The organism is Brevibacillus sp. JNUCC-41 (genome assembly GCF_014844095.1).
GTDB lineage: Bacteria > Bacillota > Bacilli > Bacillales > DSM-1321 > Peribacillus > Peribacillus aracenensis.
The window spans coordinates 416,071-439,628 of the sequence record NZ_CP062163.1 but is presented as its reverse complement, the minus strand read 5'-3'; the positions used below and the strand labels follow the sequence as shown (position 1 = coordinate 439,628).

The window sequence follows — 23,558 nt, the reverse complement described above, 5'->3', positions numbered from 1 at the left end:
TTTTTAAAGTGTAATATGGTGTACATCGTAACACAAGGTGCATTTTACTTTTCTTAAAAAAAATGGTTAAATGACGATTGCTAAATAATTTTAATCATAGTAAAATGTGCTTCGGAACGGATGAGTTGTGAAGAGTGTGGTAAGGATACAATATACATGATTTAATTGTTTTAATGAAAATTCGGAATAGGATAGAAGAATCACTACTCAAGGGGTATTAATTGATTTTTTTTCGAAAATCATTTAGATTCTATTTATCAACATGAGCAAAGAAAGAAGGTCCTAGATAGATGAAAGTGAAAGCACCTGAGTCATTCACATACAGAGGTGGAAAAAGAGCTGTTCTTTTACTTCACGGGTTTACCGGAAGTACAGGAGATATGAAGAAATTAGGAAAGTACTTGAATGATCTCGACTATACTTGCCACGGACCTCTTTATAGTGGGCACGGAGTATCAGCCGAGGAACTTGTTAAAACAGGTCCAAAGGAATGGTGGAAAGACGTAGTGGATGGTTATAATTTCCTTAAAGATGAAGGCTATGAGGAAATTGCTGTTGTGGGAATTTCTTTAGGAGGAGTTTTCTCATTAAAAGTGGGAATTGAATTGCCTGTAACAGGGGTGGTTTCAATGTGCGCTCCGACGAAAGGAAAAAGTATCGATCGACAAAAGAACCGCTTGCTCAATTATGCACAGGCTTATAAGAAGTTTGAGGGCAAAGATGCAGACCAAATTGCTGCAGAAGTGAAGCTGCTGGAAGAAGAGCCTATGCCTCAACTAAAAGATGTGTTGAATATCATAAATGAGACAGGTGAAGATTTAGATTTGATCACATCACCAACCCTTGTTTTACAAGGGCGTTTGGATGATCCCGACTATACGGAGAGTGCTACAGCGATTTTCAATGAAGTCGATACGCAGCATAAACACTTGATATGGTATGAAAAATCAGGTCATATCATCACATTGGGTAAGGAACGTAATCAAGTGTATGAAGATGTTTATAAGTTCTTGAATACACTGAATTGGTCGGAGTAATAAGCGAGTTAATAAATCCCCTTTACGTTGACGTGCTATAAGCCTACATTCATAAGTAGGCTTTACACAATGTTTGGGGGTTTTTATTTTGGCTCTTTGTAGAAAAAGACCTTTAAGTTATCGTTATTATCAAGAGTTGCCAATAAAATATCGTTCACGTCGGCATTATAGGTTGTTTTAATTTCTTTTTTCAGCCATTCTTCGTCTTTACCGCCCCGATTTAATTCTTTAGAATCAATCGTCCCTTCTTTAATAATCGTTTTAGGAAAATTGAAGTCAGTTGTTGCTAGGTGCATATCTGCTGGTGTTACCGCTTCATATTGAGGGTATAAAAACAATGAAATGGTACCGCCCGGTTCCCATAGTGCAAGGGATACCTTTTGAATATCTTCGACCTTTTCTTTTCTTAATTCCGATAATAAATCATCGATGGAGATTCGGGCCCTTGATAGGCTTTTGTAAATGATTTGCCCATTTTCGATAAGCGGAAAGGGGGCGGAGTCAAAAAAACTACGGAGTTTCCCCCACTTAAGGCTCAAAAACAAACTGATTATATATAAGATGACTAATGCAAAGGCCGTGATCATTGAGCCCTTCAAGCCTGACTGTTCATCAGACAAAGGGCGGGCAAGAATGTTCCCAATAGTTAACGCCATTATGAAATCAAGTAATCTTAACTGGGAAATGGACCGTTGCCCCATCAATTTAACCAAAAAAATTAAGAAGAAAAAGGATATGATGGCTCTTAAAGTCCACTCAAATGCAGTAAGAGTTTCCTGGCTATGAAAAAAATCCACAAAAATTCACGTCCTTATTTCCTGTGTTAGTAAGGTGAATTGAAACAACTGGGAGGGTTTAAGCCAGCTTCTTCATTAGTATTACCCAAAATTGGCACTTGGAGACTTCCTTGACTGTTTTCGAAAAATTTATATTAATATAACAACTTTGAAATGTATTGTAATTAAAAATAAACTGATTTAAAATGATATCTTTCCTGAGAAATTCATTAAAAAAATATCCTTGTATAATATCAGTGATGATGGTCTGATAGTTTCTACCTGGCAGCCGTAATGCCGGACTACAAGGAAGTATGAAAATAGAAGAGATGAACAGGTTTTGGGTGGCTTGAAGAGGCTTGATCCACAAAACATTTCAAGAGGCTCTTACTTTTTCACACTTTCTTCCTGCGGCTGAAAGTGTAAAAAGGTGAGGGCTTTTTATATAAAAAAAATGAATGGGAAATAATATATCCAAAGGGGATGAAATCATGTATTTCTTATTGAATATACTAGGTGTTTTGGTTGTAATGGGCATCGTTTACCTTTGTTCACCTAATAAAAGGAATGTTAAGTGGAAAGCCATTCTTACCTTGCTGGTTCTCGAATTACTTATCACATGGTTCATGTTATCCACTAAAATTGGGGCATGGGTCATCAATCTGATCGCTTCATTCTTCACCTGGTTGATTGAATGTGCGAATGAAGGAATTTCTTTCGTCTTTCCTTCACTTATGGCAAATGAACATGTGGATTTCTTTTTCAGCGCATTGATGCCAATTATCTTCATTATCACGTTTTTTGATGTTTTATCGTATTTCGGTATACTTACCTGGATCATTGATAAAGTGGGATGGCTCATCTCAAAAGTATCCGGTTTGCCAAAACTTGAGAGTTTCTTTTCGATTCAAATGATGTTCCTAGGGAATACCGAGGCACTTGCCGTTCTCCGCATGCAGCTCAGTGCGATTAAGGATCAGCGTCTTTTGACATTTGGAATCATGAGCATGAGCAGCATCAGTGGTTCAATCATTGGAGCCTACCTCTCCATGGTACCGGCAACCTATGTTTTTGTAGCGATACCTTTGAACTGCTTAAATGCCTTGCTGATAGCAAACATGCTGAATCCGGTCGACGTCAGTAAAGAGGAAGACGTCGTTTATGTACCTTCTAAAGAGGAACGTAAAGATTTCTTTTCCACCATTTCCAACAGTATGCTTGTCGGGGCCAAAATGGTCTTCGTCATCATGGCGATGGTTATCGGCTATGTGGCCTTAACGGCCAGCGTAAACGGCATTTTCGGTTTCTTTGTGGATGGCTTGACCATTCAAAAGATTTTCTCTGTCATTTTTAGTCCATTTGCATTCCTGCTTGGACTAACTGGAGATGATGCGATGTACGTCGCTCAATTGATGGGAATCAAGCTTGCCACGAATGAGTTCGTTGCCTTGCTCGATTTAAAAGATAAAGTCAGTACACTGTCTCCGCATACAGTTGCCGTGGCTGTCACTTATCTGACGTCATTTGCCAACTTCAGTACAGTGGGCATGATCTATGGAACGTTCAATTCCATCCTCAATGATGAGAAATCGAACATCATCGGAAGGAATGTTTGGAAATTGCTGGTTAGCGGGATGGCTGTTTCCTTGCTGAGTGCCATGGTCGTTGGGTTATTCGTTTGGTGATCTAAAACAAGGGCATCCATTTTTATAATTGGATGCCCTTTCTTGTGTGAAAAAAGCTGTGCTGGATTTTCCCATGCACAGCTTTTTGTTCATTTCGTCAAATAGTTCTCCGTATAATATGGTTTATTTTCCTGATCGAAGGCAACTCCGACACCGAGCGATTCAAAATCCTTCTGTAATTTATTTTCCCTGTGGCCAATGGAATTCATTAGGCCCTCATGGGCAAAAATACTGCTATTCTGACCGGCAGCCAGGTTTTCCCCCGCCATTCGAAAAGTGATTTTGTCATCTTCCATCCGGTCGAACGGGGATTCTCCTTCAAGGTTTGTATGGTTGAAGTATTGATTCACGGCCATATCTTTACTATGATCCTGTGCCGTGACCTTCACTCGTTTATCCCATGAAAGCACGGAGAGATCATGATTGACCCGTGATGCATTGGTCAAATCGAATAATTGATATTCAAAGCCCTTCTTTAATTCGGGGCCGGCTTCTGCAAAATAGCCACTCTTTTGCTTTTCGAGTTTTGCGTCGATGATTTGGATTGCCGTGACTGTATTTTTCTCATGTTTGTCATAAAAAATGGTCACATAGCTATTATCCATTTCAAACATATCGTATTCGCCGCTGTCACTTCGAATCTGGTAATAGACGTTTCCTTTAAGCAGTTTTGTTACAGGCTCCCCCATTTTCCCGGTCACGTTTTCTTTGGGAGTGCCGCGTTTAATGCCTTCCTTCGAGGAAATTAAATCTTGATTCGTATATAAACCGACAACTTTATTGTTGTTATCGTAGGCAACCATGAAGAAATTTTGATAATTTTCGTGATAGGCGAACCAGTTCACGCCATATTCATTCCGCGTATTCCGCTTAGCTTCACCAGCCAATTTTTCTACATCATCCTTCGTGTCGCCAATTTCAATATTATGGACCGAGAAGGAAGCATCAGCAGGCGCTTCCAGTGCTGGTTTTTTCACTTTTTCTGTTTCCTGCGATTCTTTTTCAGAAGCGGAATCCAATGTTTCCGTCATCGAGCCGATGATACTGCTGACCCCAGTACTCAGTTTTTCCAAGGCAGTCGTAACCTCGGGCCCGGTTATAAAGGAGCGGACATCCGTTGCAAAGGCACTGGCCCCCGCTTTGAATCCAGACTCCTGAATATCTTTACCATATCCATACCATAATCCAGAGAGTAGGAGTATGAGGACCACAATATTAAATAATTTCCGCAAATCGTTCACTCCTGCTCTATCCAGGATATAGAATCCCGATTAATGAAAGATCATCTGCAGCACACTTAAAACAGGCGGGGTACATAGCAAAAATACTGAACACAGAATGAGGATTTGTGAGGCCGTTTTGGGAAGATTTTCCTTCCCTTTTCCCGAATACCAGCCACTGAACTGAAGCTTATTTCTGTACCAGACGAATAATAAAAGCAGAATGGCAATCGAGCCTAGCCAGCCATACTGATTCACTCCGATGTTTATATATATGCCGTTTACAATGGTCGAAATGATTGTTCCGGCTATCCCGAATATTAGTATGATGCGTATCAATTCTAATAAGACCCTCATATGTCACCCCTTGGTTTCATCATTATACTTCTTCGTTTAAAAAATAAAAAATTTTAAGTTGTTCATTACATATTATACCAAAAATAAGAGGGGGTAAAACGGTGGTGAAATTTATTGTTCGGAAGTTAAATCAGGGACATTCAATATATACAAAAAAAGATTAGCCGCTTCGAGCTAATCTTTTTGTTTGGAATTATTTCAATGGATCATTCAATACACTTTCCTCGAGAACGGAAAACTTATCTCCATACACTCTGGTTATGTGATTTTCCCCCCACGTACATAGTGAGGATAGGATACTTTCCAGGCTTTGCCCATACTCACTAAGTTCATATTCCACTTTAGGGGGGACTTGGTTGTAAACGATACGATTGATGACTTCGTCCTTTTCCAACTCCCTCAATTGTTGGGTCAGCATTTTTTGGGTGATGTTCGGCATAAGGCGCTTCAATTCACTGGTCCGCTTTTTTCCGTGGGTCAGATGGCAGAGGATGACGCATTTCCACTTTCCGCCCATTACTTCCAGTGTCGCTTCAACTGATATATTGTATTTCTTTTTTTGCATGATTGGCATACTCTCCTTATTTTATAGGTACTAAAAGGTGCCTATATCACTTTAAAGTACGTACTGTTTTTTATTTGCATTATATCTCATAATAACATTTGCACGCCGAATTCCACTGTACCCTTTATAAAAAAAGTTGCTAAGGCAATTTCAATGATAGTACAAAATGACAAGAAGGAGAAGAGGATATGATTTCAAATAATAATAGAAGTACATGGGCATTGCTGGCTTTAGCGATCAGTGCCTTTGCAATAGGAACAACAGAGTTCATCAGCGTGGGATTATTGCCGCTCATTTCTAAAGATTTACACATTACAGTGACGACGGCGGGATTGACGGTATCCTTATACGCCTTGGGGGTCATGTTCGGGGCACCTATCCTGACATCCCTGACATCGAATATGTCGCGAAAGACTTTATTGCTTTGGATAATGGTCGTGTTCATTGCCGGAAATGCATTAGCGGCTTCTGCGACCACGGTCGGTGTATTATTGATCGCTCGTGTCATTTCAGCGCTTGCACATGGTATCTTCATGTCGATCGGCGCTACGATTGCAGCTGATTTGGTCCCTGAAAACCGCAGGGCGAGTGCCATCGCCATCATGTTTACAGGTCTGACGGTGGCAACGGTGACCGGAGTTCCTTTTGGAACCTTCATCGGTCAGCAATTCGGCTGGAGATTCGCTTTCATCATCATTGTGGCAATCGGCTTGATTGCTTTCATCGGAAACGGCATCCTGGTTCCATCCGATTTAAGAAAGGCTGCACGGACCACATTCCGTGATCAAATCAAATTGGTGACGAATGGCCGATTGCTGCTAGTATTCTTCATTACAGCATTAGGGTATGGTGGTACATTCGTTGTCTTCACGTACCTGTCGCCATTACTTCAGGAAGTGACAGGGTTTAAAGAAGGAACTGTGGCCTTGATTTTGCTAATATATGGAGTAGCAATAGCAATAGGAAATACCCTTGGCGGGAAATTCGCCAATCGCAATCCTATTAATGCCCTATTCTATATGTTTCTTATACAAGCCATTGTACTTGTGGCTTTGACTTTCACGGCACCGTTTAAGATTGCCGGTTTAATTACGATCATTTTAATGGGATTGTTTGCATTCATGAACGTTCCGGGGCTTCAAGTGTATGTCGTCATGTTAGCGGAGCGTTTCGTGCCGAGTGCCGTGGATGTGGCATCGGCCATCAATATTGCCGCCTTCAATGCGGGAATCGCCATTGGTGCCTACTTGGGAGGGGTGATTACGGATTCAATCGGACTGATCCATACAGCGTGGATAGGTGGGGTCATGGTGTTTGCAGCAGTGATTTTAACAGCTTGGAGCCGTGCCCTGGAAAGTAAAGACCGTTCCAAGGGAATTGACAAAATAGCATAGATTGAAAAAGTGATGCATGTTAGGCATGCCATGCGTTTAGAGTATCAATAACCAAGTATCATTGCATCCCTTCAGCGAAGGTTGGAAGGTTCCTTGAAGGGATGTAATGATACTGATACATAAGCGCATTATGATCCTAAAAAACAATGAAGAAAAAATTTGGAGGTAGAGTATAATGGTGAAAAATTTACAAGATACAACAACGTTGCATAATGGCGTTAAAATGCCTTGGTTCGGATTGGGTGTATTTAAGGTGGAAGAAGGGCCGGAGCTGGTAAATGCAGTTAAAGTGGCCATTAAACATGGTTATCGCAGTATCGATACGGCTGCCATTTATGAAAATGAAGAAGGGGTCGGACAAGGGATTCGTGAGGGCATAAAAGAAGCCGGAATCTCCAGGGAAGACTTATTCGTAACTTCAAAAGTCTGGAATGCCGATTTAGGATATGAATCAGCAATTGCGGCATACGAAAAAAGCTTAAAGAAACTTGGCTTGGATTACTTGGATTTATATCTTATCCATTGGCCAGTGGAAGGAAAATATAAAGAAGCCTGGAGAGCGTTGGAAACTCTTTATAAAGAAGGAAAAGTAAAATCGATCGGTGTGAGCAATTTCCAGATTCACCATCTTAAAGATTTAATGGAGGATGCAGAAGTGAAGCCGATGGTCAATCAAGTGGAATGCCATCCGCGTTTAACTCAAAAAGAAGTTCAGGCATTCTGTAAGGAACAAGGGATACAGCTTGAAGCATGGTCACCATTGATGCAAGGTGAACTTCTGGATAATGATGATTTACAAGCAATTGCGACCAAGCATGGCAAATCAGTTGCACAAGTCATTTTGCGCTGGGATATCCAAAATGGGATTGTAACGATTCCTAAATCCACTAAAGAACATCGTATTGTAGAAAACTCATCTATATTCGATTTCGAATTGACGGAAGAGGAAATGAACCAAATTGATGGATTGAATCAAAATCACCGTGTTGGTCCAGATCCTGATAATTTCGACTTTTAATCAAGTATGAAGGAGAGGGACGGGATATCCGTCTTTCTCTTTTTTTATAGGCTTTTTTTTCGTAAAGATTGTTGTTTTTAAAACAAAACGATTTAAGGTTGATTGGAGCGCAAGTGCGAGACTCCTGCGGGAGCACCGCCCTCAAAAAGCAAGCATCTGGAGTGGAAATCAACCACACCGCTTTACTTGGTAAATAGCAACAAAGTATGCGAAAACCGCTTTTTTTTATTGGATCTCCGCATTGGTGGGGATGGAAATGCTGTACCAACAGATGATGTCGTTTACAATGAAAGATTCGGGAATCTGATTAGTTGACACAGAATTAATCAAATGATATAAATGCATGTGCATGCATTATATGAAAAAGGAGATAAAAAATATGAATGATTTATTTTCACCTTATCGCATAAAAGAACTTGAACTTAAAAATAGGATCGTCATGCCGCCGATGTGTCAATACTCCGTCGAAGCGGAAGATGGTATACCAACAAACTGGCACCAGCAACATTATGTAAGCAGGGCAGTTGGAGGCACGGGATTAATTATCGTGGAAATGACCGATGTTGAGCCTGATGGGCGCATTTCGAATCGTGATCTTGGATTATGGTCCGACGACCAAATTGGAGCTTTCTCCAGCATCGTTAAGGAAGTTCATCAATACGGTGCAAAAATCGGGATACAAATTGCCCATGCAGGCCGTAAAGCGGAAGATGCCGAAACTCCTGTAGCACCATCAGCCATTGCGTTTGATGAAACGTACAAAACACCAAGAGCTTTAGCAACGGAAGAAGTGAAGGAGATGGTCGATAAATTCCGGGCATCGGCCAGAAGGGCTGTTAAAGCAGGATTTGACGTAATCGAATTACATGGTGCACACGGATATTTAATCCACCAATTCACATCGCCGCTTACGAATAAACGTGATGACGAATATGGAAAAGACCTGACCAAATTCGGAGTGGAAGTCATTAAAGCAGTGAAAAGCGAAATGCCTGCCGACATGCCTTTAATCATGCGCATTTCTGCAAAAGAGTACGTTGAAGGCGGGTATGGCATTGAGGAAAGCATTGCCTTTTCACAAGTCTTTAAAGAAGCAGGAGTCGATATGTTCCATGTAAGTTCTGGAGGAGAAGGCCCGATTGGAGCAGACGGAAGACCGGGTACGCATGCTAGCTATCAAACTCCGTTGGCGAGGGAAATCAAAAAAGCTTTGGATATCCCCGTGATTGCTGTAGGTCGATTAGATAATCCGATTCTAGCAAATTCAATCATTGGCAATGAAGAAGCCGATTTGGTTGCCGTCGGCAGAGGAATGCTGCGAAACCCTTATTGGGCACTTGAAGCATCTAAATCTTTGAATATAAAAACGGAGATCCCTAAACAATATCAACTAGGATTCAAGCATTGATATCGATTTTTAAAACGCCGGCGAATATTATATTCGCCGGCTTTTTTTCATTCAGGCCCCATTGTGACTATTGTAGGGATTATTCGTTGTGATTGGATTTGATGTATTTACTTAATAAATGTAAATAAATATAAAATTGAATAGTTTGTTGCATTTTTGCGATCGATCATTCGGGAAAATGGCAATAAAGCCCTAAGAATCATTGCGAAAGCAATGCCCGTCATGGAATTTAGTGTAAGCCTTTTCAAATGCAATGTAACAGGATTTCCTTTATGGTTAAGAGTGGGATTTATACCTATAAATGGGTATTTCTCATTCTTGGATATTCAACGTGATGGAAGGGGAGCGAATATGTATACAGAGCGATTTGAAAATGCTGCTGAGTCCAAAGAAATCGTAGGGGGAAAAGCTTTACATTTAATTAAAATGACGAAGTTGGGCATGCCCGTGCCAAATGGGTTTGTCATTAGCAATGATTCATTTATGCACTTCGTGGAAAGAAATGAACTGGATTTACAAAGTGAAGCCATCCAGGCCGAGATTATGGAGGCGAGCATCCCGGATGATTTGTCAAGCACCCTGTTGAGCTCTTTTCATGAGCTGCGGGAAGACTATGCATCGGTGGCAGTCCGTTCCTCTTCGGGTGCAGAAGACCTGGAAGGGGCATCCTTTGCCGGTCAGTATGAAACATACCTGAATGTTAAAACGGATGAAGAATTCCTATCAAGGGTAAAAGGCTGCTGGGCTTCCTGTTTCGAGAACCGGGTTCGGCAATATACCGAAACCATTCATGAAAATGCTGAAAAAATATCAATGGGCGTTGTGGTCCAAGGTCTGATACATTCAGATGTTTCAGGAGTGATTTTCAGCCAGGACCCCGTTACGTACAATACAGATCATATAGTGATAAATGCCAGTTATGGGCTCGGGGAGGCGGTGGTATCTGGTATCGTGACACCTGATACCTATTTGGCTAAACGTGATGGTACGAAGATCGAGAAAATCAAGGGCCGCAAAGAGCTGAAAATAGTTACCGGCTCCAAAGGCACGTTAGAAGTGGAAACCACAAAAGCGGAACAGGAGGCATATTGCCTCAATGATGCGCTGCTTACACAATTGACCGAATTGACACTGGAGGTGGAGAAGCATTATGGGCATCCTGTCGATTTGGAATTCGCCATTCAAGATCAAAAGGTATATCTCTTGCAAGCTCGCCCGATTACAACGTTGATCGAAGACGCTGAAGTCATTCCAGAAGCCAGGAAAGAATTTATTTTGGATCGGACTGATAAGGAGGACTTTTGGTTTTTGATAGATTCAAGATTTCCTGATCCAATTTCCCCGTTATTCGCATCCATAGTCACCCAGCCATTTTATCAAGGAATGGCTAAAGCGGCAGAGGAACTCAGGGAACCGTCGGGATACATCCAAATGAAAGTCCATAACGGGTATTATTACGGAAAGCAAATCCACCTAGAAACGGACCCACAGCAATTATTCATGGAAAACGAAAAGCTTATGGAGAACTTGTATCCAGATTTGACGAACAGGATGCATGATATTATCCATGATCATTTATTGCCGATTTATCGATATATGGATGAAGAAACTTCGATGGAATTCACGGCAGCAAAAGCGATAAGAGGGTTGGGTGAGTTAGAAGGTTTTTTCAAAGAGGTCTATTACTGGCATTTCATGATCGTCCTTCCGCTTGCGGGTATTACTATTAAACTTGAACGGCTATTCAAAAGCTTGCTGGGGACCGAACCTCCCCATGAACTCTACCAATCCATGGCTGGAGTGATGAATAAGTCACTGGAGTCCGATCGAATACTGTGGCAATTATCTTTGAAAGCGAAAAATGAACCTCAGTTGCTGAAGGTGATCATGGATGCTGATGAAGGAAATTTATCCCGGGATCTGAGCGCGTTTGGAAAAGGGAAGGATTTTCTGGAACGTGTTGATAATTTCGTCAATGTTTACGGGTACAGATGCCTTAAGGCACATGATTTCGTTGGGGAAACCTGGATTGAAAATCCTGAGCATGTACTGCAAATCATTAAGAATTTCATCATCAATGGATATGATTTCGATAAAGAATTCGAAACGGCAGTAGCTGACGGGAAACGGATATACCAAAGGTTTTTAAATGGAATTGAAGATTCTGCTGAGCGGGACGAATTTAAAAAATATTACCAAATGGTCTTGGATGCTGCTGTAATCACGGATGATCATCATTTTTATATTGATGCCATGTTCGATGCAAAGGCACGTTTATACTTATTGAAAGTAAGTGAGCTTTTAGTTGAGCAGAACGTGCTGGATGACGCAGAAGATATTTGGTTTTTATATAAAGATGAGGTCATATCCGCTTTGGATGCCCCACACTCTTTAAGGGAAACGGTATTGGAACGGAAAAGGCAATATGATTTACAGGGTAAAATGAAAACGCCATCATATTTTGGGGAACCTACGGATGAAGAGCGTGCTTTCGTGGAAATGGTGTTTGGCTCATTGGAAGAAAACAAGGAAAATACGGCGAGTACGATTAAAGGAATTTCAGCATCCAAAGGAGTATGCGAAGGAAAAGTCAAGGTGATATCCGGTATGCATGAAGCCTCTCATTTTAATAAAGGAGATATTCTGGTCTGCAGGAACACGACACCAGTCTGGACGTCCTTTTTCCAGGATGCAAAAGCAATCATTACCGATACAGGCGGCATGCTGTCCCATTCTGCGATCATTGCCAGGGAATATCGGATTCCGGCAGTGTTAGGGACAAAAATAGGAACGGATCGCTTAAAAGATGGAAATCGTGTCATAGTCGATGGGAATACGGGAACCGTTACGATTATCGATGGATGAGCAAGTAGAACAAAGTGTTGTTTGAAGGACTGAGGTGAAAGAATGGGCAGACAGAAAGAATTCCTGATGATCATTTTTACTTTAATGGCGGCGTTTCTCGTACCGATCAATTCAACGATGATTTCGATAGCACTGGGCTCGATTTCAGACTTTTACGGTTTGGATATCCACAGTGTCACATTGGTCGTTACCATCTATCTCATTGTAATGGCCGTTACCCAGCCGATTGCGGGTAAACTTGGGGATATATATGGCAATCGTAAAATCTATATAATTGGCATATTACTATTCCTTGCTGCCTCGATTGGATGCGGGCTTGCGCTAAATATAGGCATGCTTGTCGCTTTTCGGTCACTGCAGGCCATAGGGGGCGGATTGCTGATCCCGAATGTCGTTGCCCTTATTCGGCAGACCGTTTCACGTGAGCGGCTCCCGGGGGTGTTGGGATTTTTCGGGTTGGGAATGGGTCTGGGAGCAGCGGTAGGTCCATTGATAGGATCGCTTTTGATTGCTGTAGCCAGTTGGAAAGCGATATTCTTGGTTAATGTCCCTTTTTTATTGGGGGCACTTGCTGGAGGCCTTTTTCTTTTACCAAAACTGCAGAAAAAGCATTCCCGACAGCCATTGGACATTATCGGTTCCATTTATTTAGCCGTTACGATCACTTTATTGATTACTTTAACTCATGCAGAATCAACGGCGATGTACATCGTACTCGGTATGGGGAGCCTTCTTTTCCTGGGATTATTCATACGGAAAGAACGGTCTGTCCCATCCCCGATTATAGACTTTAGCTTATTTAAGAGTCCTATATTCGTGAATGCCAATTTATCTGTATTGATCAATAATTTCACGATGTATGCGATTTTGTTGGTCATGCCGCTGATCATGACCACAAAAATGGATATTTCGGCTTCCATGAGCGGTGTCATGTTATCACTGTTCTCCATTTCAATGGCTATTAGCAATATGATAGGCGGACAGCTTAATCGGAAATACCCTTCGGAAAAGGTCATATTCCTTTCATTCGCCATCACGGTGTTAACGAATCTATTATTCTTATTCGTCATCCAATTCCAGTCGATTTTGTATCTAGCCGTCACACTTATCGTGAATGGGTTGGCTATCGGTTTAGGGCTTACAAGCATGCAGGTCGCTTCCCTGGAAGCCGTGGAGGAATCCGCATCGGGCTCGGCATCGGGAATCTTTTCGACCTTTCGATATTTCGGGAGCATCATCTCATCTACATTGATAGGGATCATCGCCAATTATTCGATCCTTTTCGGTATCCTGATAGTGGCGGCAGTGTTAGGAGCCATTTTAACCAGGATGGTTTTTAGAAGCAATAAAAATTTGAGTGTAGAAGATAATTTCTGAAAATAAATACATGGCATGAGGGAATTTTCATCAACGAATCCATTACGTGATGTTAAACTGGAAATTTTGCTATAATGAAAAAGATAAATCAAATGATAATTCGAGGTGCTAATTATGGAAGAAATCAAAATCATTACAACTGAAGAAGTGGAAGCTAAGCTTGAGGCAGGCGAAGCGATGGAACTTGTCGATGTTCGTGAAGACGAAGAAGTGCAAGAGGGAATGATCGAAGGCGCGAAACATATCCGCATGAATGATATCCCGGCGAACCTTGACTATTTTGATAAAGAAAAAGAATATATTTTTATCTGCCGTTCAGGACGCCGCAGTGAAAATGTATGCCATTATCTTCAGGAACAAGGATATAAAGTGGCAAACATGGTTGGCGGAATGCTTGAATGGGACGGCGAAGTCATCGTTAAGTGAAGTTCTTCAAAAAGACCTGTCACTTTTGTAAGCGTAAATCCAAGAATGTGACGGCTTATTTGAATGAAGAGAGAAAAAAGATCATGGTTTGTTCACAATGCCGTGATTATGCGGAAAGACGCGCATATTTGAAGACGTGAAAAAAAGAGCCCTTTCATCATGAAAGGACTCTTTTTTTCTGTATACCCCCCTTGACGGGAATGCAAAAATGGTATGTTAAAATTAGGTAATGAAATCAGAAAATATAGAAAAAGGAGAGTGGAAGAATGAATGTTCATAAAATAGCGGTCATTGCGGGTGATGGGATTGGCCCTGAGGTGATTAATGAGGGGGTAAAGGTACTTAAGGAAGTGGCTGAAATTGCCGGGGATTTTTCTTTCGAGTTCACCTATTTTCCATGGGGCTGTGAATATTACCTGGAGCACGGCAAAATGCTGCCCGACGACGGACTGGATCAACTGATGAAGTTTGACGCCGTGTATCTTGGGGCCGTCGGTTATCCTGGTGTCCCGGACCATATTTCGTTACGTGAACTTCTGCTGAAGATCAGAAAGGGATTTGACCAATATGTGAATGTCCGACCCGTTAAATTGCTTCAAGGTGCACCCTGTCCATTAAAAGACGTGACTCGTGAACAAATCGATATGGTTGTCATCCGTGAAAACAGTGAAGGGGAATATTCCGGCGCCGGTGATTGGCTTTTTAAAGGTAAGCCGGAAGAAGTGGTACTGCAGACGGGAGTCTTTTCCCGAAAAGGAACGGAGAGGATCATCCGTTATGCGTATGAACTGGCGCGTAAGACGGGCAGGACGCTAACGAGCATAAGCAAGGCGAACGCATTGAATTATTCAATGGTTTTTTGGGATCAGGTTTTTGAAGAAATTGGACAGGAGTATCCGGAAGTAGAAACGAATTCCTATCTGGTCGACGCGGCAAGCATGTATTTTGTCAAACAGCCCGAACGCTTTCAAATCGTCGTCACCTCCAATTTATTCGGTGACATCATCACGGATTTAGGTGCTGCCATTGCAGGCGGGATGGGACTGGCGGCTGGTGCCAATTTAAACCCGGAACGGATTTATCCCTCGATGTTCGAACCGATTCATGGTTCAGCCCCGGATATAGCACATCAAGGCATCGCGAATCCACTTGCGGCCATATGGTCCGCCAGCCAGATTCTCGATTTCTTTGGGCATGAGATTTGGGGTGCAAAAATTTTGGACGTGATCGAACAGGTGATGGTCGATAAAAAGGCCCTGACTCCTGATATGGGCGGGGCAGCTTCTACAGAAGAAGTCGGGGATGAAGTTGTTGCAATATTATCCGCGTTACAAACAAATCAAGTATAAACATCATGAAAAATGGGCATCCTGCACAATAACTATCATTATAGTAAAAGGGCGGGGAGAGCCGATGATACAAGTCAAATTATTTGATTATGAGCATGAAAAGGATCTAGAGGACGAAATGAACTTTTTCCTTGAAGACATCCGCGATAATCAGATCGTCGATATCAAATATAATGTCGCCACTACAGGTGAAGAGGAAGAGGAACAGATTTACTGTTTCAGTGCGATGATCATTTATAAGAAAAAATAAAGGCCGGCCGGCAACTCCATCATTCATATCAGACTACCTATTGCTGCAAGGCGGGCAATCCAAGGTAGTCTTTTTTCGTGTGGGCGGAGGTATATTCGATGTGGGAGATTACGACGATGTCACTTCCCCGCCGTTGACATGAAGTGTTTGTCCTGTCACAAAACGGGAATCATCGGAAGCGAGATAGACAAAGGTGGGAGCCAGTTCAAATGGCTGTCCTTGACGCTCCATCGGGTTATCGACTTGTGTCACTTCGTCTGCCGAGAAACTTGCCGGGATGAGCGGTGTCCAAAACCTTCCGGGCGCAACGGCGTTCACCCGGATGCCTTGATCGACAAGACTGTTTGCCAAGGCACGTGTGAAACCAATATTGGCCCCTTTAGTAGCCGTGTAATCAATTAATTGCTTATTCCCATTAAACGTCACGACAGAAGATGTATTAATGATGGAGGACCCAGCTTTTAAATGGGGAAGGGCAGCACGGGTCGTGTAGAAATGGGAATAGATATTGACTTTAAAGGTATCATCGAATTGCTCATCCGTAATATCAAGCAAGCTTATTTGCTGAAATTGAATACCCACGTGGTTACAGTGAATATCGAGCTTTCCGAATGTTTCGATGGTGTCTTCCACGATATGGATGCATTGCTGCTTATCCCTTAAGTCACCAGGCAGCAGTAAGCAACGTTGTCCAAGCTCTTCAATTCTCGTTTTAGTCCGATTGGCATCCTCATGTTCATCCAGATAAGCGATGGAAACATCTGCACCTTCTTTAGAAAGAGCGATGGCAGCCGCAGCTCCAATCCCACTGTCCCCGCCAGTTATCAATGCGACCTTTCCGGTTAGTTTCCCGCTGCCCCTGTAATTGGGATTTTCGATGATGGGCCTGGGCACCATTAATTTTTCTACACCTGGCTGGCGGAATTGGCGTTGCTCAGGAACCGTGACGGGAACGTCTTGATAACGGGTGATCCTTCCATAATTCGGATGCATGGGATAGCTTTTACCAGATGATTTCTTTTTCTTATCTTCTGCCATGGGGGGCCTCCTAAAAAAGAATTTAGTCCGGTTACTTTATGATGATCAGGTATATGCCGTGCAGCGCGAATATGCTGAAGGGGAGAAAAAAGTTTTTGGAGGCCTCGATATGCCCTATTATTATAGCGAAGAAGTGAAGTTGTTATTGGTCGAACAATCGGATGAAAAAGTGGAGTTGTTATATGATTCCAACCCAAATACCTTCGAATTGCCGCTTATCGGACCAAGACCGCCCTATTATTATAACCCGCGATATGTGCCGTATTATCCCGTGATTTAAAGGTTACCATCAAAAGGGAAAATGGATGAAGAACGGAGTCCGCTGAATTGGGCTGCCTTGGTCTTTCAATGAGTGGACTAAATGCAGCCTCCATTCGACTCAACGAAAATTCCCAATCAAAGCAGATGACATTAGGAAGAACTGACTATATTCTTCTATGAATTTTACAAATACGGAGATAATGGTTAAAGTTATACATAATACACAGTGCGGACTGGTGTATTTGAAGGAGAGAGCCAATTTGGATAATAAAATGTTACAACTACTAGAAGATATACAGCAATCGGATGGTGGCCATATTTTATACTGTTTTAATGAATTGGAAGCCTACATTGAAAATGAGGCAACTTTCATCATTGCCGGTGTTGAACAGGGAGACCATATCCTGGTCGTCGAAAATGACCGTATCTTTCCTTTCGTGTATAAGAAATTGCAGCTTCATTTAAACGAGGAGCAATTGGAGCAAGTGCATCTTATCAATAATTTTGATTTTTATTGTTTTCATGGAGACTTCCATCCTTCGACTATGGTTAATTATTTCTTGGAAAATATCGATATATACACTAAACGCAATCAGCACGTGCGGACTTGGGGCCACGTTGAATGGGGCCACGACGATCAAGCAAGCTTAGCGATAGGGGAATATGAAAAAGGAATCGACAAACCGATCGAGGAACGTGGATTGATTTCCGTTTGTGCATACGATGACTGCAGAATACCTGCCGAGCTTAAAACAAACTTGATCAAGCATCATGGGGTCCTGATAACCGATGAAAAAATCACGATGTTAGTAAACGGATAAAAGGGGAGAACCATTTGGAAAGTTTTACTGAACGGGTAATTACTATCATTAAACATATCCCTTCCGGTAAAGTGATGACATACGGTCAAATCGGACAGCTCGCCGGTAGTCCGCGAGGTGCAAGGCAGGTCGTAAGGATCCTTCATTCAAGCAGCAAAAAACATGACCTTCCTTGGCACCGGGTAATCAATGCCAAGGGAGAAATCGGCATAAAAGTGGAGGGCGCCGCAGAACACCAGAAGGCGATGCTCGAGAGTGAAGGCATCACATTCACGGAACGGAATACCATTGACCTCGAAGCTTTTCGCTATCATCCAGAAATATTTTAAACGGGAAAGCCAGATAAAAGAGGCGGCACGGGTGCGGACGAAAAACCCAAGTAACGGACTTACGAAATCGAATTAAAAAGAGGCTGATCCAAGCGGATCAGCCTCTTTTTAGGAATTATGAACGGGCATGCATGGCAGCATTCATACCGGCTAGTCTTCCGGTTACTAATGCCGATGTGATATTATAGCCGCCTGTGTATCCGTGTATATCCAGAATTTCACCGCAAAAATACAGTCCGGCCATCAGTTTGGATGCCATTTCTTTTGGGTGTATTTCTTTGACGGATACGCCCCCGCCCGTGACGAAGGCCTTTTCTAGAGGCTGGGTGCCGTGTACTCCGAATTGGAAGTCCTTGCATAGTTCTGCAAGGTGGCGGATCTTTTCATTTGATATCGTCGCTCCTTGTTCTTGAAGGTCGATGCCGCTTCGCTCAAGCAGAAAGTGAAGGTATCGTTCAGGAACTAAACCTTTTAAAGTATTTTTAATGGCTTTTTTCGGTTCTGCCTTGATTTCCTTCATGATGTCTTGGAAGACCTCTTCCTTGTTTCGGTCCGGCAGGGCATCGAGTTTCATTGTCACTTCCGACAGGTTCCATTTTTTCATCGCTTTCACGACGAATTGGCTGCATCTTAGAACAGCTGGACCGGAGACGCCAAAATGGGTGAAGAGCATATCCATTTGGTGTGTGATCAGGGCCTTGCCCTTTGGGTTAAGGACACTCAATGAAACATCGCGAAGTGCGAGACCTTGGAGTGTTCGATCTTTAATGAATGTTTCCTGGCTAAGTACGGGAACTTCAGTTGGGAACAGTTCGGTAATCGTATGCCCCGCCTTTTTAGCCCATGCGTAGCCGTCTCCGGTCGAACCGGTGTGGGGAACTGATTTCCCGCCGACTGCAATCACGACTGCACCTGTATCGATGGTCTGTCCATCTTTTAACCGGACGCCGCTTGTTTTTCCATGTTCATAGAGAACTTCCGCCACTGGAGAGTTCTTATAGATCGTTACTTTTAAATTAGACAGGCGCGTCAGAAGGGCATCCACGACACTTTGCGCTTTATCGTTGACGGGGAACATCCGGCCATGGTCCTCTTCTTTTAGGGCCACGCCCAATTTTTCAAAGAATTGAATAATGTCTTCATTATTGAACTCTGAGAAAGCGCTGTATAGAAATCGCCCGTTTCCAGGGATATGCTGAATGATTTCATCGATTGAGAGCCTGTTCGTCACGTTGCAGCGTCCGCCGCCCGAGATGGCTAGCTTCCTGCCAAGCTTCTCGCCCTTATCCACTAACAAGACATGTGCCCCTTTTTCCCCGGCAGCTATTGCTGCCATCAATCCGGAAGGACCGCCGCCAATTACCACTACATCATATTTCAAATTGATCACCACTTTATCATTTTCAGTCCCTTCATTATATAGCAAGAGCCCGTCAGATTGCGAATGTAGAAAAAAAGGAATTATTTGTTTGTGTATTATCTTCGAAAACGATAAACTTGAGTGTAGTTTTCTATAGAAAAAATACTTTAATATGATAAGATAAAGAGCGTGTGAAACGTAACTGACAGAGGCAGGAAGGGATTAGATGTCATCTAAGTTTTTAAAAGGGGCTTTTATATTAACGCTGGGAGCGATCATTTCCAAGGTACTTGGTTTATTTTACGTCATCCCATTTGAACATATGGTTGGGAATAAAGGGGCAACCCTCTATCAATATGGGTACGTTCCATATACCATTTTCATTAGCTTTGCGACGGCAGGCATGCCGCTTGCTGTTTCTAAATTCATTTCGAAGTATAATGCGCTCGAGGAGTACGCCGTCGGTGAGAAGTTATTTAAATCGAGCCTGAAATTAATGCTTGTCACCGGTTTTCTCGCTTTTTTGATTCTCTATACGATGGCACCGATGTTCACTGGGGTCTTTGGGGTCAGGCAGGAAGATGTCAAAGATGTCACGGAGATCATACGGGCAGTCAGCTTCGCCTTGATTTTTGTACCATTCATGAGCATCATCCGCGGCTTCTTTCAAGGTCATGAGGCGATGGAGCCAACGGCCATATCTCAGGTAATCGAACAAATTGTCCGCATCGTGTTCCTTTTGGCCGGTGTGTATGTTGTTTTGAATGTCCTTGATGGAGAGTTAGTGAGAGCCATCCAAATAGCTACCTTCGCGGCGACGGTCGGGGCTGTCGGCGGTTTAGTGGTGTTATTTTGGTATTGGAAAAAACAAAAACCATATTTGGACAGCTTGATGAAGAAAGACCGGGGGACGATGGAAATTTCCCTGAAGGAAATCTATAAAGAAATATTTCTATCATCGATTCCTTTCATATTCGTCGGAATCGCGATGCCAATGTTTCAGTTTGCGGACTTATTATCTTTCAATAAGGCGATGTCGTCCATCGGGTTGCAGCATGTCGCAGAAGATGCCCTTGGGGTGTTGAATGTATATGCCCAGAAGCTTGTCTTGATTCCGATGACGCTTGCAACCGGGTTTTCAATGGCGCTTCTCCCTTCGGTGACGAAGGCATATGTAAGCGAGGATTCGGAAGAGTTAAACCGCCAGCTGAACCAAGCTTTTCAAATTTTGTTATTCATTACGATTCCGGCGGTCGTTGGCATGTCGGTGCTGGCCGATCCGATCTATAGTGCCTTTTACAGCCATGATCCACTCGGAATCAGTGTCCTGAAGGCATATGCGCCCGTTTCCATCTTGTTTGCGCTTTTCTCCGTTTCGGCGGCGATTTTACAAGGGATCAATCAGCAAAAATATACGGTGCTCAGCCTGCTTTTGGGCTTTTTAATCAAATTGAGCTTGAATATCCCGTTAATCAAGATGTTTGAAACGGAAGGATCCGTTTATGCTACGGCATTCGGCTATTTGGCTGCTGTGTTGCTGAATTTGTATGTCATTACCTACTTTACTGGATATCGTTACAGCCTTACCATCAGACGATCCGTTTTGATTTCCGTTTTTTCAGTGATAATGGGACTGGCTGCATGGGGCATGAACAGTTTATTATCGTTGTGGCTTACAACGGAAGGGCGATTCCAGGCGATTTTGATCGTGGCCGTTTGTGCAATTCTTGGAGCGCTCATTTATGCGGCGCTTTCCCTGAAAAGCAAACTTGCCCATCGTTTGTTCGGTGCCCGGATCGATCGGTTAAAAGCTAAATTAGGATTATGAGCTGGAAGTTTGATGTGTAAAAAAAAGGGTATTGAATGGTGAATCCCCAAATTAAAATATCGTGGCCTTGCCTGTCATTAAAGTGGGCAAGGCTTTTTATGGAAAAGGCTTTAGGAGGAAATGATGAGAATTGATAAGATTTTATCCAATATTGGTTATGGCAGCAGGAAAGAAGTGAAAAAGCTCCTGAAATCCGGCGCCGTCAAGGTCAATGACAGGCTGCTCAAGGACCCGAAGGAACAAGTGGACCCTGATACGGAAATCGTGACGGTTCATGGTGAACGGGTTGAATACAGGGAATTCATTTATTTAATGATGAATAAACCGCCAGGCGTATTGTCGGCAACGGAGGACAACTATCAAGAAACGGTCATCGACATCTTGGAGCCGGAAGATTCAGTTTTCGAGCCATTTCCTGTAGGCCGTCTTGATAAGGACACAGAAGGTTTATTGCTGATCACGAATGACGGAAAGCTTGCCCACCAACTGCTGTCCCCGAAGAAACATGTCCCTAAAACATATTTTGCGGTCATTGATGGCGAAGTGACGGAACGGGATATCGAGGCATTCCGCAATGGCGTGACCTTGGATGATGGATACGAAACAAAACCAGGTGAATTGAACATTTTAAAATCAGGTCTGACATCCGATATCGAGCTGACGATCATGGAAGGGAAGTTCCATCAGGTGAAGCGGATGTTTGAGGCCGTTGGCAAACGTGTCGTCTATCTTAAACGTCTTTCCATGGGGAGTTTACAGCTTGATGAGGAACTGGAGCTTGGTGAATACCGTGAGTTGACGGCGGAGGAGCTTGAACAGTTAAAGGCGGGCCAACCGGCTGAATGATATGTGGAAACAAAAAATGAGGCGGACAAAAAATTGTCCGCCTCAAAGTATTTTACATATCGATCTTGTTCGGGTGGTCGTTCTTTTTACGATGACATCTTCACCTTTTTACTTGTTGTCGTCCAAAGGCCTCGGCTTGGGCTTTGAACAAGGTCATTGTATGCTAAGACATTTAAATCGCGCTGCACAGTTCGAGGAGTGATGCCAAATTCTTCTACAAGCTCTTGAGTAGAAACCGTACCGTTATTACTAATGAACATATAAACGGATTTAATACGGGTTAACATGCGATTTGTTGAAGGTTTCAAAAAATCACTCCTTATTCTTTTCATTGTTATTTTGAACAAATGAAAACAACCGATATGTCGGACAGCATTTCAGCTGTCACTATGTACTTGCTATACCCACCCTATAACTCCTCGGAAACATTTAGAAAAAATAAGATGTCATTAGCTTCATTCTACCCCTTTGCAAAAGCAAATTCTAGGGAAAAATACTAATTGACTAAATATTACATTTATTATATCAAATTTTAACAAAATTATTCTTTATACATATACAAAATTAATAAAGAGTTGTTCCATTTGTTCTTGATCTTATTTTGCCAATACAGGAAGCATAATATGCATTTCGAGATTCGAGATGTCACACAACACGTACGTTGACTTTTATGGCATGTACATATTACTTTACGTAAAATGATTATAAATCGTAATTATTACGCTTTGCGTATGAATAGGTGCTTGATGGCTTGCGGTTACGATGTCATAATGAGGTATCGGGCCGTATAGTTTTTTCATACATATCTAAAAGGATTTAAATATAAACCAATTCGAGGTAGAGCCATATGAACGAAAGATTAATGGAGTTTTTATTGCGCGACGAAGTAACCAGACTTTCTGGCGTCAAAAAACAAGTGTATGAATTCATCGTGAACGAAGAAGATTATCTTGCATCGAAGGCGGACACGGTCGATCAATTCATGAGATTGCTTGTCAAGCATTCACCGCCAAGGCTCGCTGCCCGTCATTTCAATATGCCCTACGGGGAAATCATTCGTTTCATGAATGAAATAGAAGATGAACTGAATGAGAGATTAGAGGAAAGATGCAAGAAAGTAAAATGGATGGACTTCACGGAAAAGGACCAACAGGCATTTGTGGAATATCATAGAAAGTTATATCTATTCGTAAATTAATAGGTTCATGAAAATGCCCCGGTATGAAAGGGCATTTTTTATTTGTTCGGAACCGTTAAACGGGAACCCGGCACAACCATTATATGAAGGGACCATAAGAGCAATAATGAGGACGATTTGGAGCCGGATTGATTGTTAAAATGAGAACAA

23 protein-coding genes and 1 riboswitch are annotated in these 23,558 nt (G+C 42.4%); of the genes, 16 read left to right on the top strand and 7 right to left on the bottom strand.

Going from position 1 to position 23,558, the window contains the following annotated elements; all coding sequences use genetic code 11:
• Positions 1-290 precede the first annotated feature (290 nt).
• Positions 291-1,037 carry an alpha/beta hydrolase gene (locus tag JNUCC41_RS02150; protein ID WP_192206165.1) on the top strand — a complete coding sequence of 249 codons (747 nt, stop codon included), beginning with the start codon at positions 291-293 and terminating at the stop codon, positions 1,035-1,037.
• Positions 1,038-1,120: 83 nt separating this feature from the next.
• On the opposite strand, the gene JNUCC41_RS02145 is transcribed toward JNUCC41_RS02150, so the two are convergent.
• Entirely contained in the window at positions 1,121-1,834 is a 714-nt protein-coding gene (locus JNUCC41_RS02145) for a DUF421 domain-containing protein (protein ID WP_192206164.1), read from the bottom strand.
• Positions 1,835-2,037: 203 nt separating this feature from the next.
• Positions 2,038-2,138: riboswitch (purine riboswitch) on the top strand.
• A gap of 166 nt (positions 2,139-2,304) precedes the next feature.
• Between JNUCC41_RS02145 and JNUCC41_RS02140 the strand changes: the two genes are divergently transcribed.
• Positions 2,305-3,498, top strand: a complete 1,194-nt coding sequence (locus JNUCC41_RS02140) for a nucleoside transporter C-terminal domain-containing protein (protein WP_192206163.1) — start codon at positions 2,305-2,307, stop codon at positions 3,496-3,498.
• An 89-nt stretch (positions 3,499-3,587) separates the two neighbouring features.
• Here the strand turns inward: JNUCC41_RS02140 and JNUCC41_RS02135 are convergent, their stop codons facing one another.
• The 3 genes from JNUCC41_RS02135 to JNUCC41_RS02125 all read right to left on the bottom strand — a co-directional run bounded on the left by JNUCC41_RS02135 (position 3,588) and on the right by JNUCC41_RS02125 (position 5,640).
• Positions 3,588-4,739: a CAP domain-containing protein gene (locus JNUCC41_RS02135; protein WP_353618313.1), complete on the bottom strand. Its 1,152-nt coding sequence runs from the start codon at positions 4,737-4,739 to the stop codon at positions 3,588-3,590.
• Positions 4,740-4,769: 30 nt separating this feature from the next.
• Positions 4,770-5,075, bottom strand: a complete 306-nt coding sequence (locus tag JNUCC41_RS02130) for a hypothetical protein (RefSeq protein WP_192206161.1) — start codon at positions 5,073-5,075, stop codon at positions 4,770-4,772.
• A gap of 193 nt (positions 5,076-5,268) precedes the next feature.
• A complete protein-coding gene (locus tag JNUCC41_RS02125) occupies positions 5,269-5,640 on the bottom strand; it encodes a winged helix-turn-helix transcriptional regulator (RefSeq protein WP_192206160.1) in 372 nt (123 codons plus the stop codon).
• 188 nt (positions 5,641-5,828) lie between these two features.
• On the opposite strand from JNUCC41_RS02125, the gene JNUCC41_RS02120 reads away from it, so the two are divergent.
• The 8 genes from JNUCC41_RS02120 (at position 5,829) to JNUCC41_RS02085 (ending at position 15,727) form a co-directional block, all read left to right on the top strand.
• Entirely contained in the window at positions 5,829-7,034 is a 1,206-nt protein-coding gene (locus tag JNUCC41_RS02120) for an MFS transporter (protein WP_192206159.1), read from the top strand.
• A 175-nt stretch (positions 7,035-7,209) separates the two neighbouring features.
• The gene (locus tag JNUCC41_RS02115; RefSeq protein ID WP_192206158.1) at positions 7,210-8,052 is read left to right on the top strand and encodes an aldo/keto reductase; all 843 of its coding nucleotides are present in this window, start codon (positions 7,210-7,212) and stop codon (positions 8,050-8,052) included.
• A 379-nt stretch (positions 8,053-8,431) separates the two neighbouring features.
• The gene (locus JNUCC41_RS02110; protein WP_192206157.1) at positions 8,432-9,460 is read left to right on the top strand and encodes an NADH:flavin oxidoreductase/NADH oxidase; all 1,029 of its coding nucleotides are present in this window, start codon (positions 8,432-8,434) and stop codon (positions 9,458-9,460) included.
• Between the two features lie 351 nt (positions 9,461-9,811).
• Positions 9,812-12,325 (top strand): PEP/pyruvate-binding domain-containing protein, encoded by a 2,514-nt coding sequence (locus tag JNUCC41_RS02105; protein ID WP_192206156.1) that lies wholly within the window; start codon positions 9,812-9,814, stop codon positions 12,323-12,325.
• Positions 12,326-12,367: 42 nt separating this feature from the next.
• Positions 12,368-13,702, top strand: a complete 1,335-nt coding sequence (locus tag JNUCC41_RS02100; RefSeq protein ID WP_192206155.1) for an MFS transporter — start codon at positions 12,368-12,370, stop codon at positions 13,700-13,702.
• A gap of 114 nt (positions 13,703-13,816) precedes the next feature.
• Positions 13,817-14,128 carry a rhodanese-like domain-containing protein gene (locus JNUCC41_RS02095; RefSeq protein ID WP_034309364.1) on the top strand — a complete coding sequence of 104 codons (312 nt, stop codon included), beginning with the start codon at positions 13,817-13,819 and terminating at the stop codon, positions 14,126-14,128.
• 266 nt (positions 14,129-14,394) lie between these two features.
• The gene (locus tag JNUCC41_RS02090) at positions 14,395-15,477 is read left to right on the top strand and encodes a tartrate dehydrogenase (RefSeq protein ID WP_192206154.1); all 1,083 of its coding nucleotides are present in this window, start codon (positions 14,395-14,397) and stop codon (positions 15,475-15,477) included.
• Positions 15,478-15,541: 64 nt separating this feature from the next.
• Positions 15,542-15,727 carry a sporulation protein Cse60 gene (locus JNUCC41_RS02085; protein ID WP_048682016.1) on the top strand — a complete coding sequence of 62 codons (186 nt, stop codon included), beginning with the start codon at positions 15,542-15,544 and terminating at the stop codon, positions 15,725-15,727.
• A 108-nt stretch (positions 15,728-15,835) separates the two neighbouring features.
• On the opposite strand, the gene JNUCC41_RS02080 is transcribed toward JNUCC41_RS02085, so the two are convergent.
• Positions 15,836-16,765 (bottom strand): SDR family oxidoreductase, encoded by a 930-nt coding sequence (locus JNUCC41_RS02080; protein WP_192206153.1) that lies wholly within the window; start codon positions 16,763-16,765, stop codon positions 15,836-15,838.
• 109 nt (positions 16,766-16,874) lie between these two features.
• Between JNUCC41_RS02080 and JNUCC41_RS02075 the strand changes: the two genes are divergently transcribed.
• From JNUCC41_RS02075 to JNUCC41_RS02065, 3 genes are all read left to right on the top strand, one after another.
• Entirely contained in the window at positions 16,875-17,045 is a 171-nt protein-coding gene (locus JNUCC41_RS02075) for a hypothetical protein (RefSeq protein WP_169803975.1), read from the top strand.
• Between the two features lie 241 nt (positions 17,046-17,286).
• Entirely contained in the window at positions 17,287-17,847 is a 561-nt protein-coding gene (locus JNUCC41_RS02070) for an MEDS domain-containing protein (RefSeq protein WP_192206152.1), read from the top strand.
• 74 nt (positions 17,848-17,921) lie between these two features.
• The gene (locus JNUCC41_RS02065; RefSeq protein WP_370662595.1) at positions 17,922-18,176 is read left to right on the top strand and encodes an MGMT family protein; all 255 of its coding nucleotides are present in this window, start codon (positions 17,922-17,924) and stop codon (positions 18,174-18,176) included.
• Positions 18,177-18,291: 115 nt separating this feature from the next.
• Here JNUCC41_RS02065 and JNUCC41_RS02060 read toward each other — a convergent pair whose 3' ends face one another.
• On the bottom strand, positions 18,292-19,557 hold the full coding sequence (locus tag JNUCC41_RS02060) for a BaiN/RdsA family NAD(P)/FAD-dependent oxidoreductase (RefSeq protein WP_192206150.1): 1,266 nt from the start codon (positions 19,555-19,557) through the stop codon (positions 18,292-18,294).
• 205 nt (positions 19,558-19,762) lie between these two features.
• On the opposite strand from JNUCC41_RS02060, the gene JNUCC41_RS02055 reads away from it, so the two are divergent.
• Both JNUCC41_RS02055 and JNUCC41_RS02050 read left to right on the top strand, forming a co-directional pair.
• Positions 19,763-21,364: a putative polysaccharide biosynthesis protein gene (locus tag JNUCC41_RS02055; protein WP_192206149.1), complete on the top strand. Its 1,602-nt coding sequence runs from the start codon at positions 19,763-19,765 to the stop codon at positions 21,362-21,364.
• 123 nt (positions 21,365-21,487) lie between these two features.
• Complete coding sequence (locus tag JNUCC41_RS02050; protein WP_076364518.1) at positions 21,488-22,210, top strand: pseudouridine synthase; 723 nt, start codon at positions 21,488-21,490, stop codon at positions 22,208-22,210.
• Positions 22,211-22,296: 86 nt separating this feature from the next.
• On the opposite strand, the gene JNUCC41_RS02045 is transcribed toward JNUCC41_RS02050, so the two are convergent.
• On the bottom strand, positions 22,297-22,518 hold the full coding sequence (locus tag JNUCC41_RS02045; protein ID WP_034309346.1) for a DeoR family transcriptional regulator: 222 nt from the start codon (positions 22,516-22,518) through the stop codon (positions 22,297-22,299).
• 539 nt (positions 22,519-23,057) lie between these two features.
• Between JNUCC41_RS02045 and JNUCC41_RS02040 the strand changes: the two genes are divergently transcribed.
• On the top strand, positions 23,058-23,408 hold the full coding sequence (locus JNUCC41_RS02040; protein WP_192206148.1) for a hypothetical protein: 351 nt from the start codon (positions 23,058-23,060) through the stop codon (positions 23,406-23,408).
• Positions 23,409-23,558 lie beyond the last annotated feature (150 nt).

Bases quoted from the DNA above. Each gene is read 5' to 3' on its own strand.
- JNUCC41_RS02120 (WP_192206159.1), top strand. From the start codon at position 5,829: ATGATTTCAAATAATAATAGAAGTACATGGGCATTGCTGGCTTTAGCG.
- JNUCC41_RS02085 (WP_048682016.1), top strand. From the start codon at position 15,542: ATGATACAAGTCAAATTATTTGATTATGAGCATGAAAAGGATCTAGAG.
- JNUCC41_RS02095 (WP_034309364.1), top strand. From the start codon at position 13,817: ATGGAAGAAATCAAAATCATTACAACTGAAGAAGTGGAAGCTAAGCTT.
- JNUCC41_RS02125 (WP_192206160.1), bottom strand. From the start codon at position 5,640: ATGCAAAAAAAGAAATACAATATATCAGTTGAAGCGACACTGGAAGTA.
- JNUCC41_RS02050 (WP_076364518.1), top strand. From the start codon at position 21,488: ATGAGAATTGATAAGATTTTATCCAATATTGGTTATGGCAGCAGGAAA.
- JNUCC41_RS02140 (WP_192206163.1), top strand. From the start codon at position 2,305: ATGTATTTCTTATTGAATATACTAGGTGTTTTGGTTGTAATGGGCATC.
- JNUCC41_RS02130 (WP_192206161.1), bottom strand. From the start codon at position 5,075: ATGAGGGTCTTATTAGAATTGATACGCATCATACTAATATTCGGGATA.
- JNUCC41_RS02090 (WP_192206154.1), top strand. From the start codon at position 14,395: ATGAATGTTCATAAAATAGCGGTCATTGCGGGTGATGGGATTGGCCCT.
- JNUCC41_RS02150 (WP_192206165.1), top strand. From the start codon at position 291: ATGAAAGTGAAAGCACCTGAGTCATTCACATACAGAGGTGGAAAAAGA.
- JNUCC41_RS02080 (WP_192206153.1), bottom strand. From the start codon at position 16,765: ATGGCAGAAGATAAGAAAAAGAAATCATCTGGTAAAAGCTATCCCATG.
- JNUCC41_RS02075 (WP_169803975.1), top strand. From the start codon at position 16,875: ATGCCCTATTATTATAGCGAAGAAGTGAAGTTGTTATTGGTCGAACAA.
- JNUCC41_RS02065 (WP_370662595.1), top strand. From the start codon at position 17,922: ATGACATACGGTCAAATCGGACAGCTCGCCGGTAGTCCGCGAGGTGCA.
- JNUCC41_RS02040 (WP_192206148.1), top strand. From the start codon at position 23,058: ATGAACGAAAGATTAATGGAGTTTTTATTGCGCGACGAAGTAACCAGA.
- JNUCC41_RS02105 (WP_192206156.1), top strand. From the start codon at position 9,812: ATGTATACAGAGCGATTTGAAAATGCTGCTGAGTCCAAAGAAATCGTA.
- JNUCC41_RS02115 (WP_192206158.1), top strand. From the start codon at position 7,210: ATGGTGAAAAATTTACAAGATACAACAACGTTGCATAATGGCGTTAAA.
- JNUCC41_RS02110 (WP_192206157.1), top strand. From the start codon at position 8,432: ATGAATGATTTATTTTCACCTTATCGCATAAAAGAACTTGAACTTAAA.
- JNUCC41_RS02100 (WP_192206155.1), top strand. From the start codon at position 12,368: ATGGGCAGACAGAAAGAATTCCTGATGATCATTTTTACTTTAATGGCG.
- JNUCC41_RS02055 (WP_192206149.1), top strand. From the start codon at position 19,763: ATGTCATCTAAGTTTTTAAAAGGGGCTTTTATATTAACGCTGGGAGCG.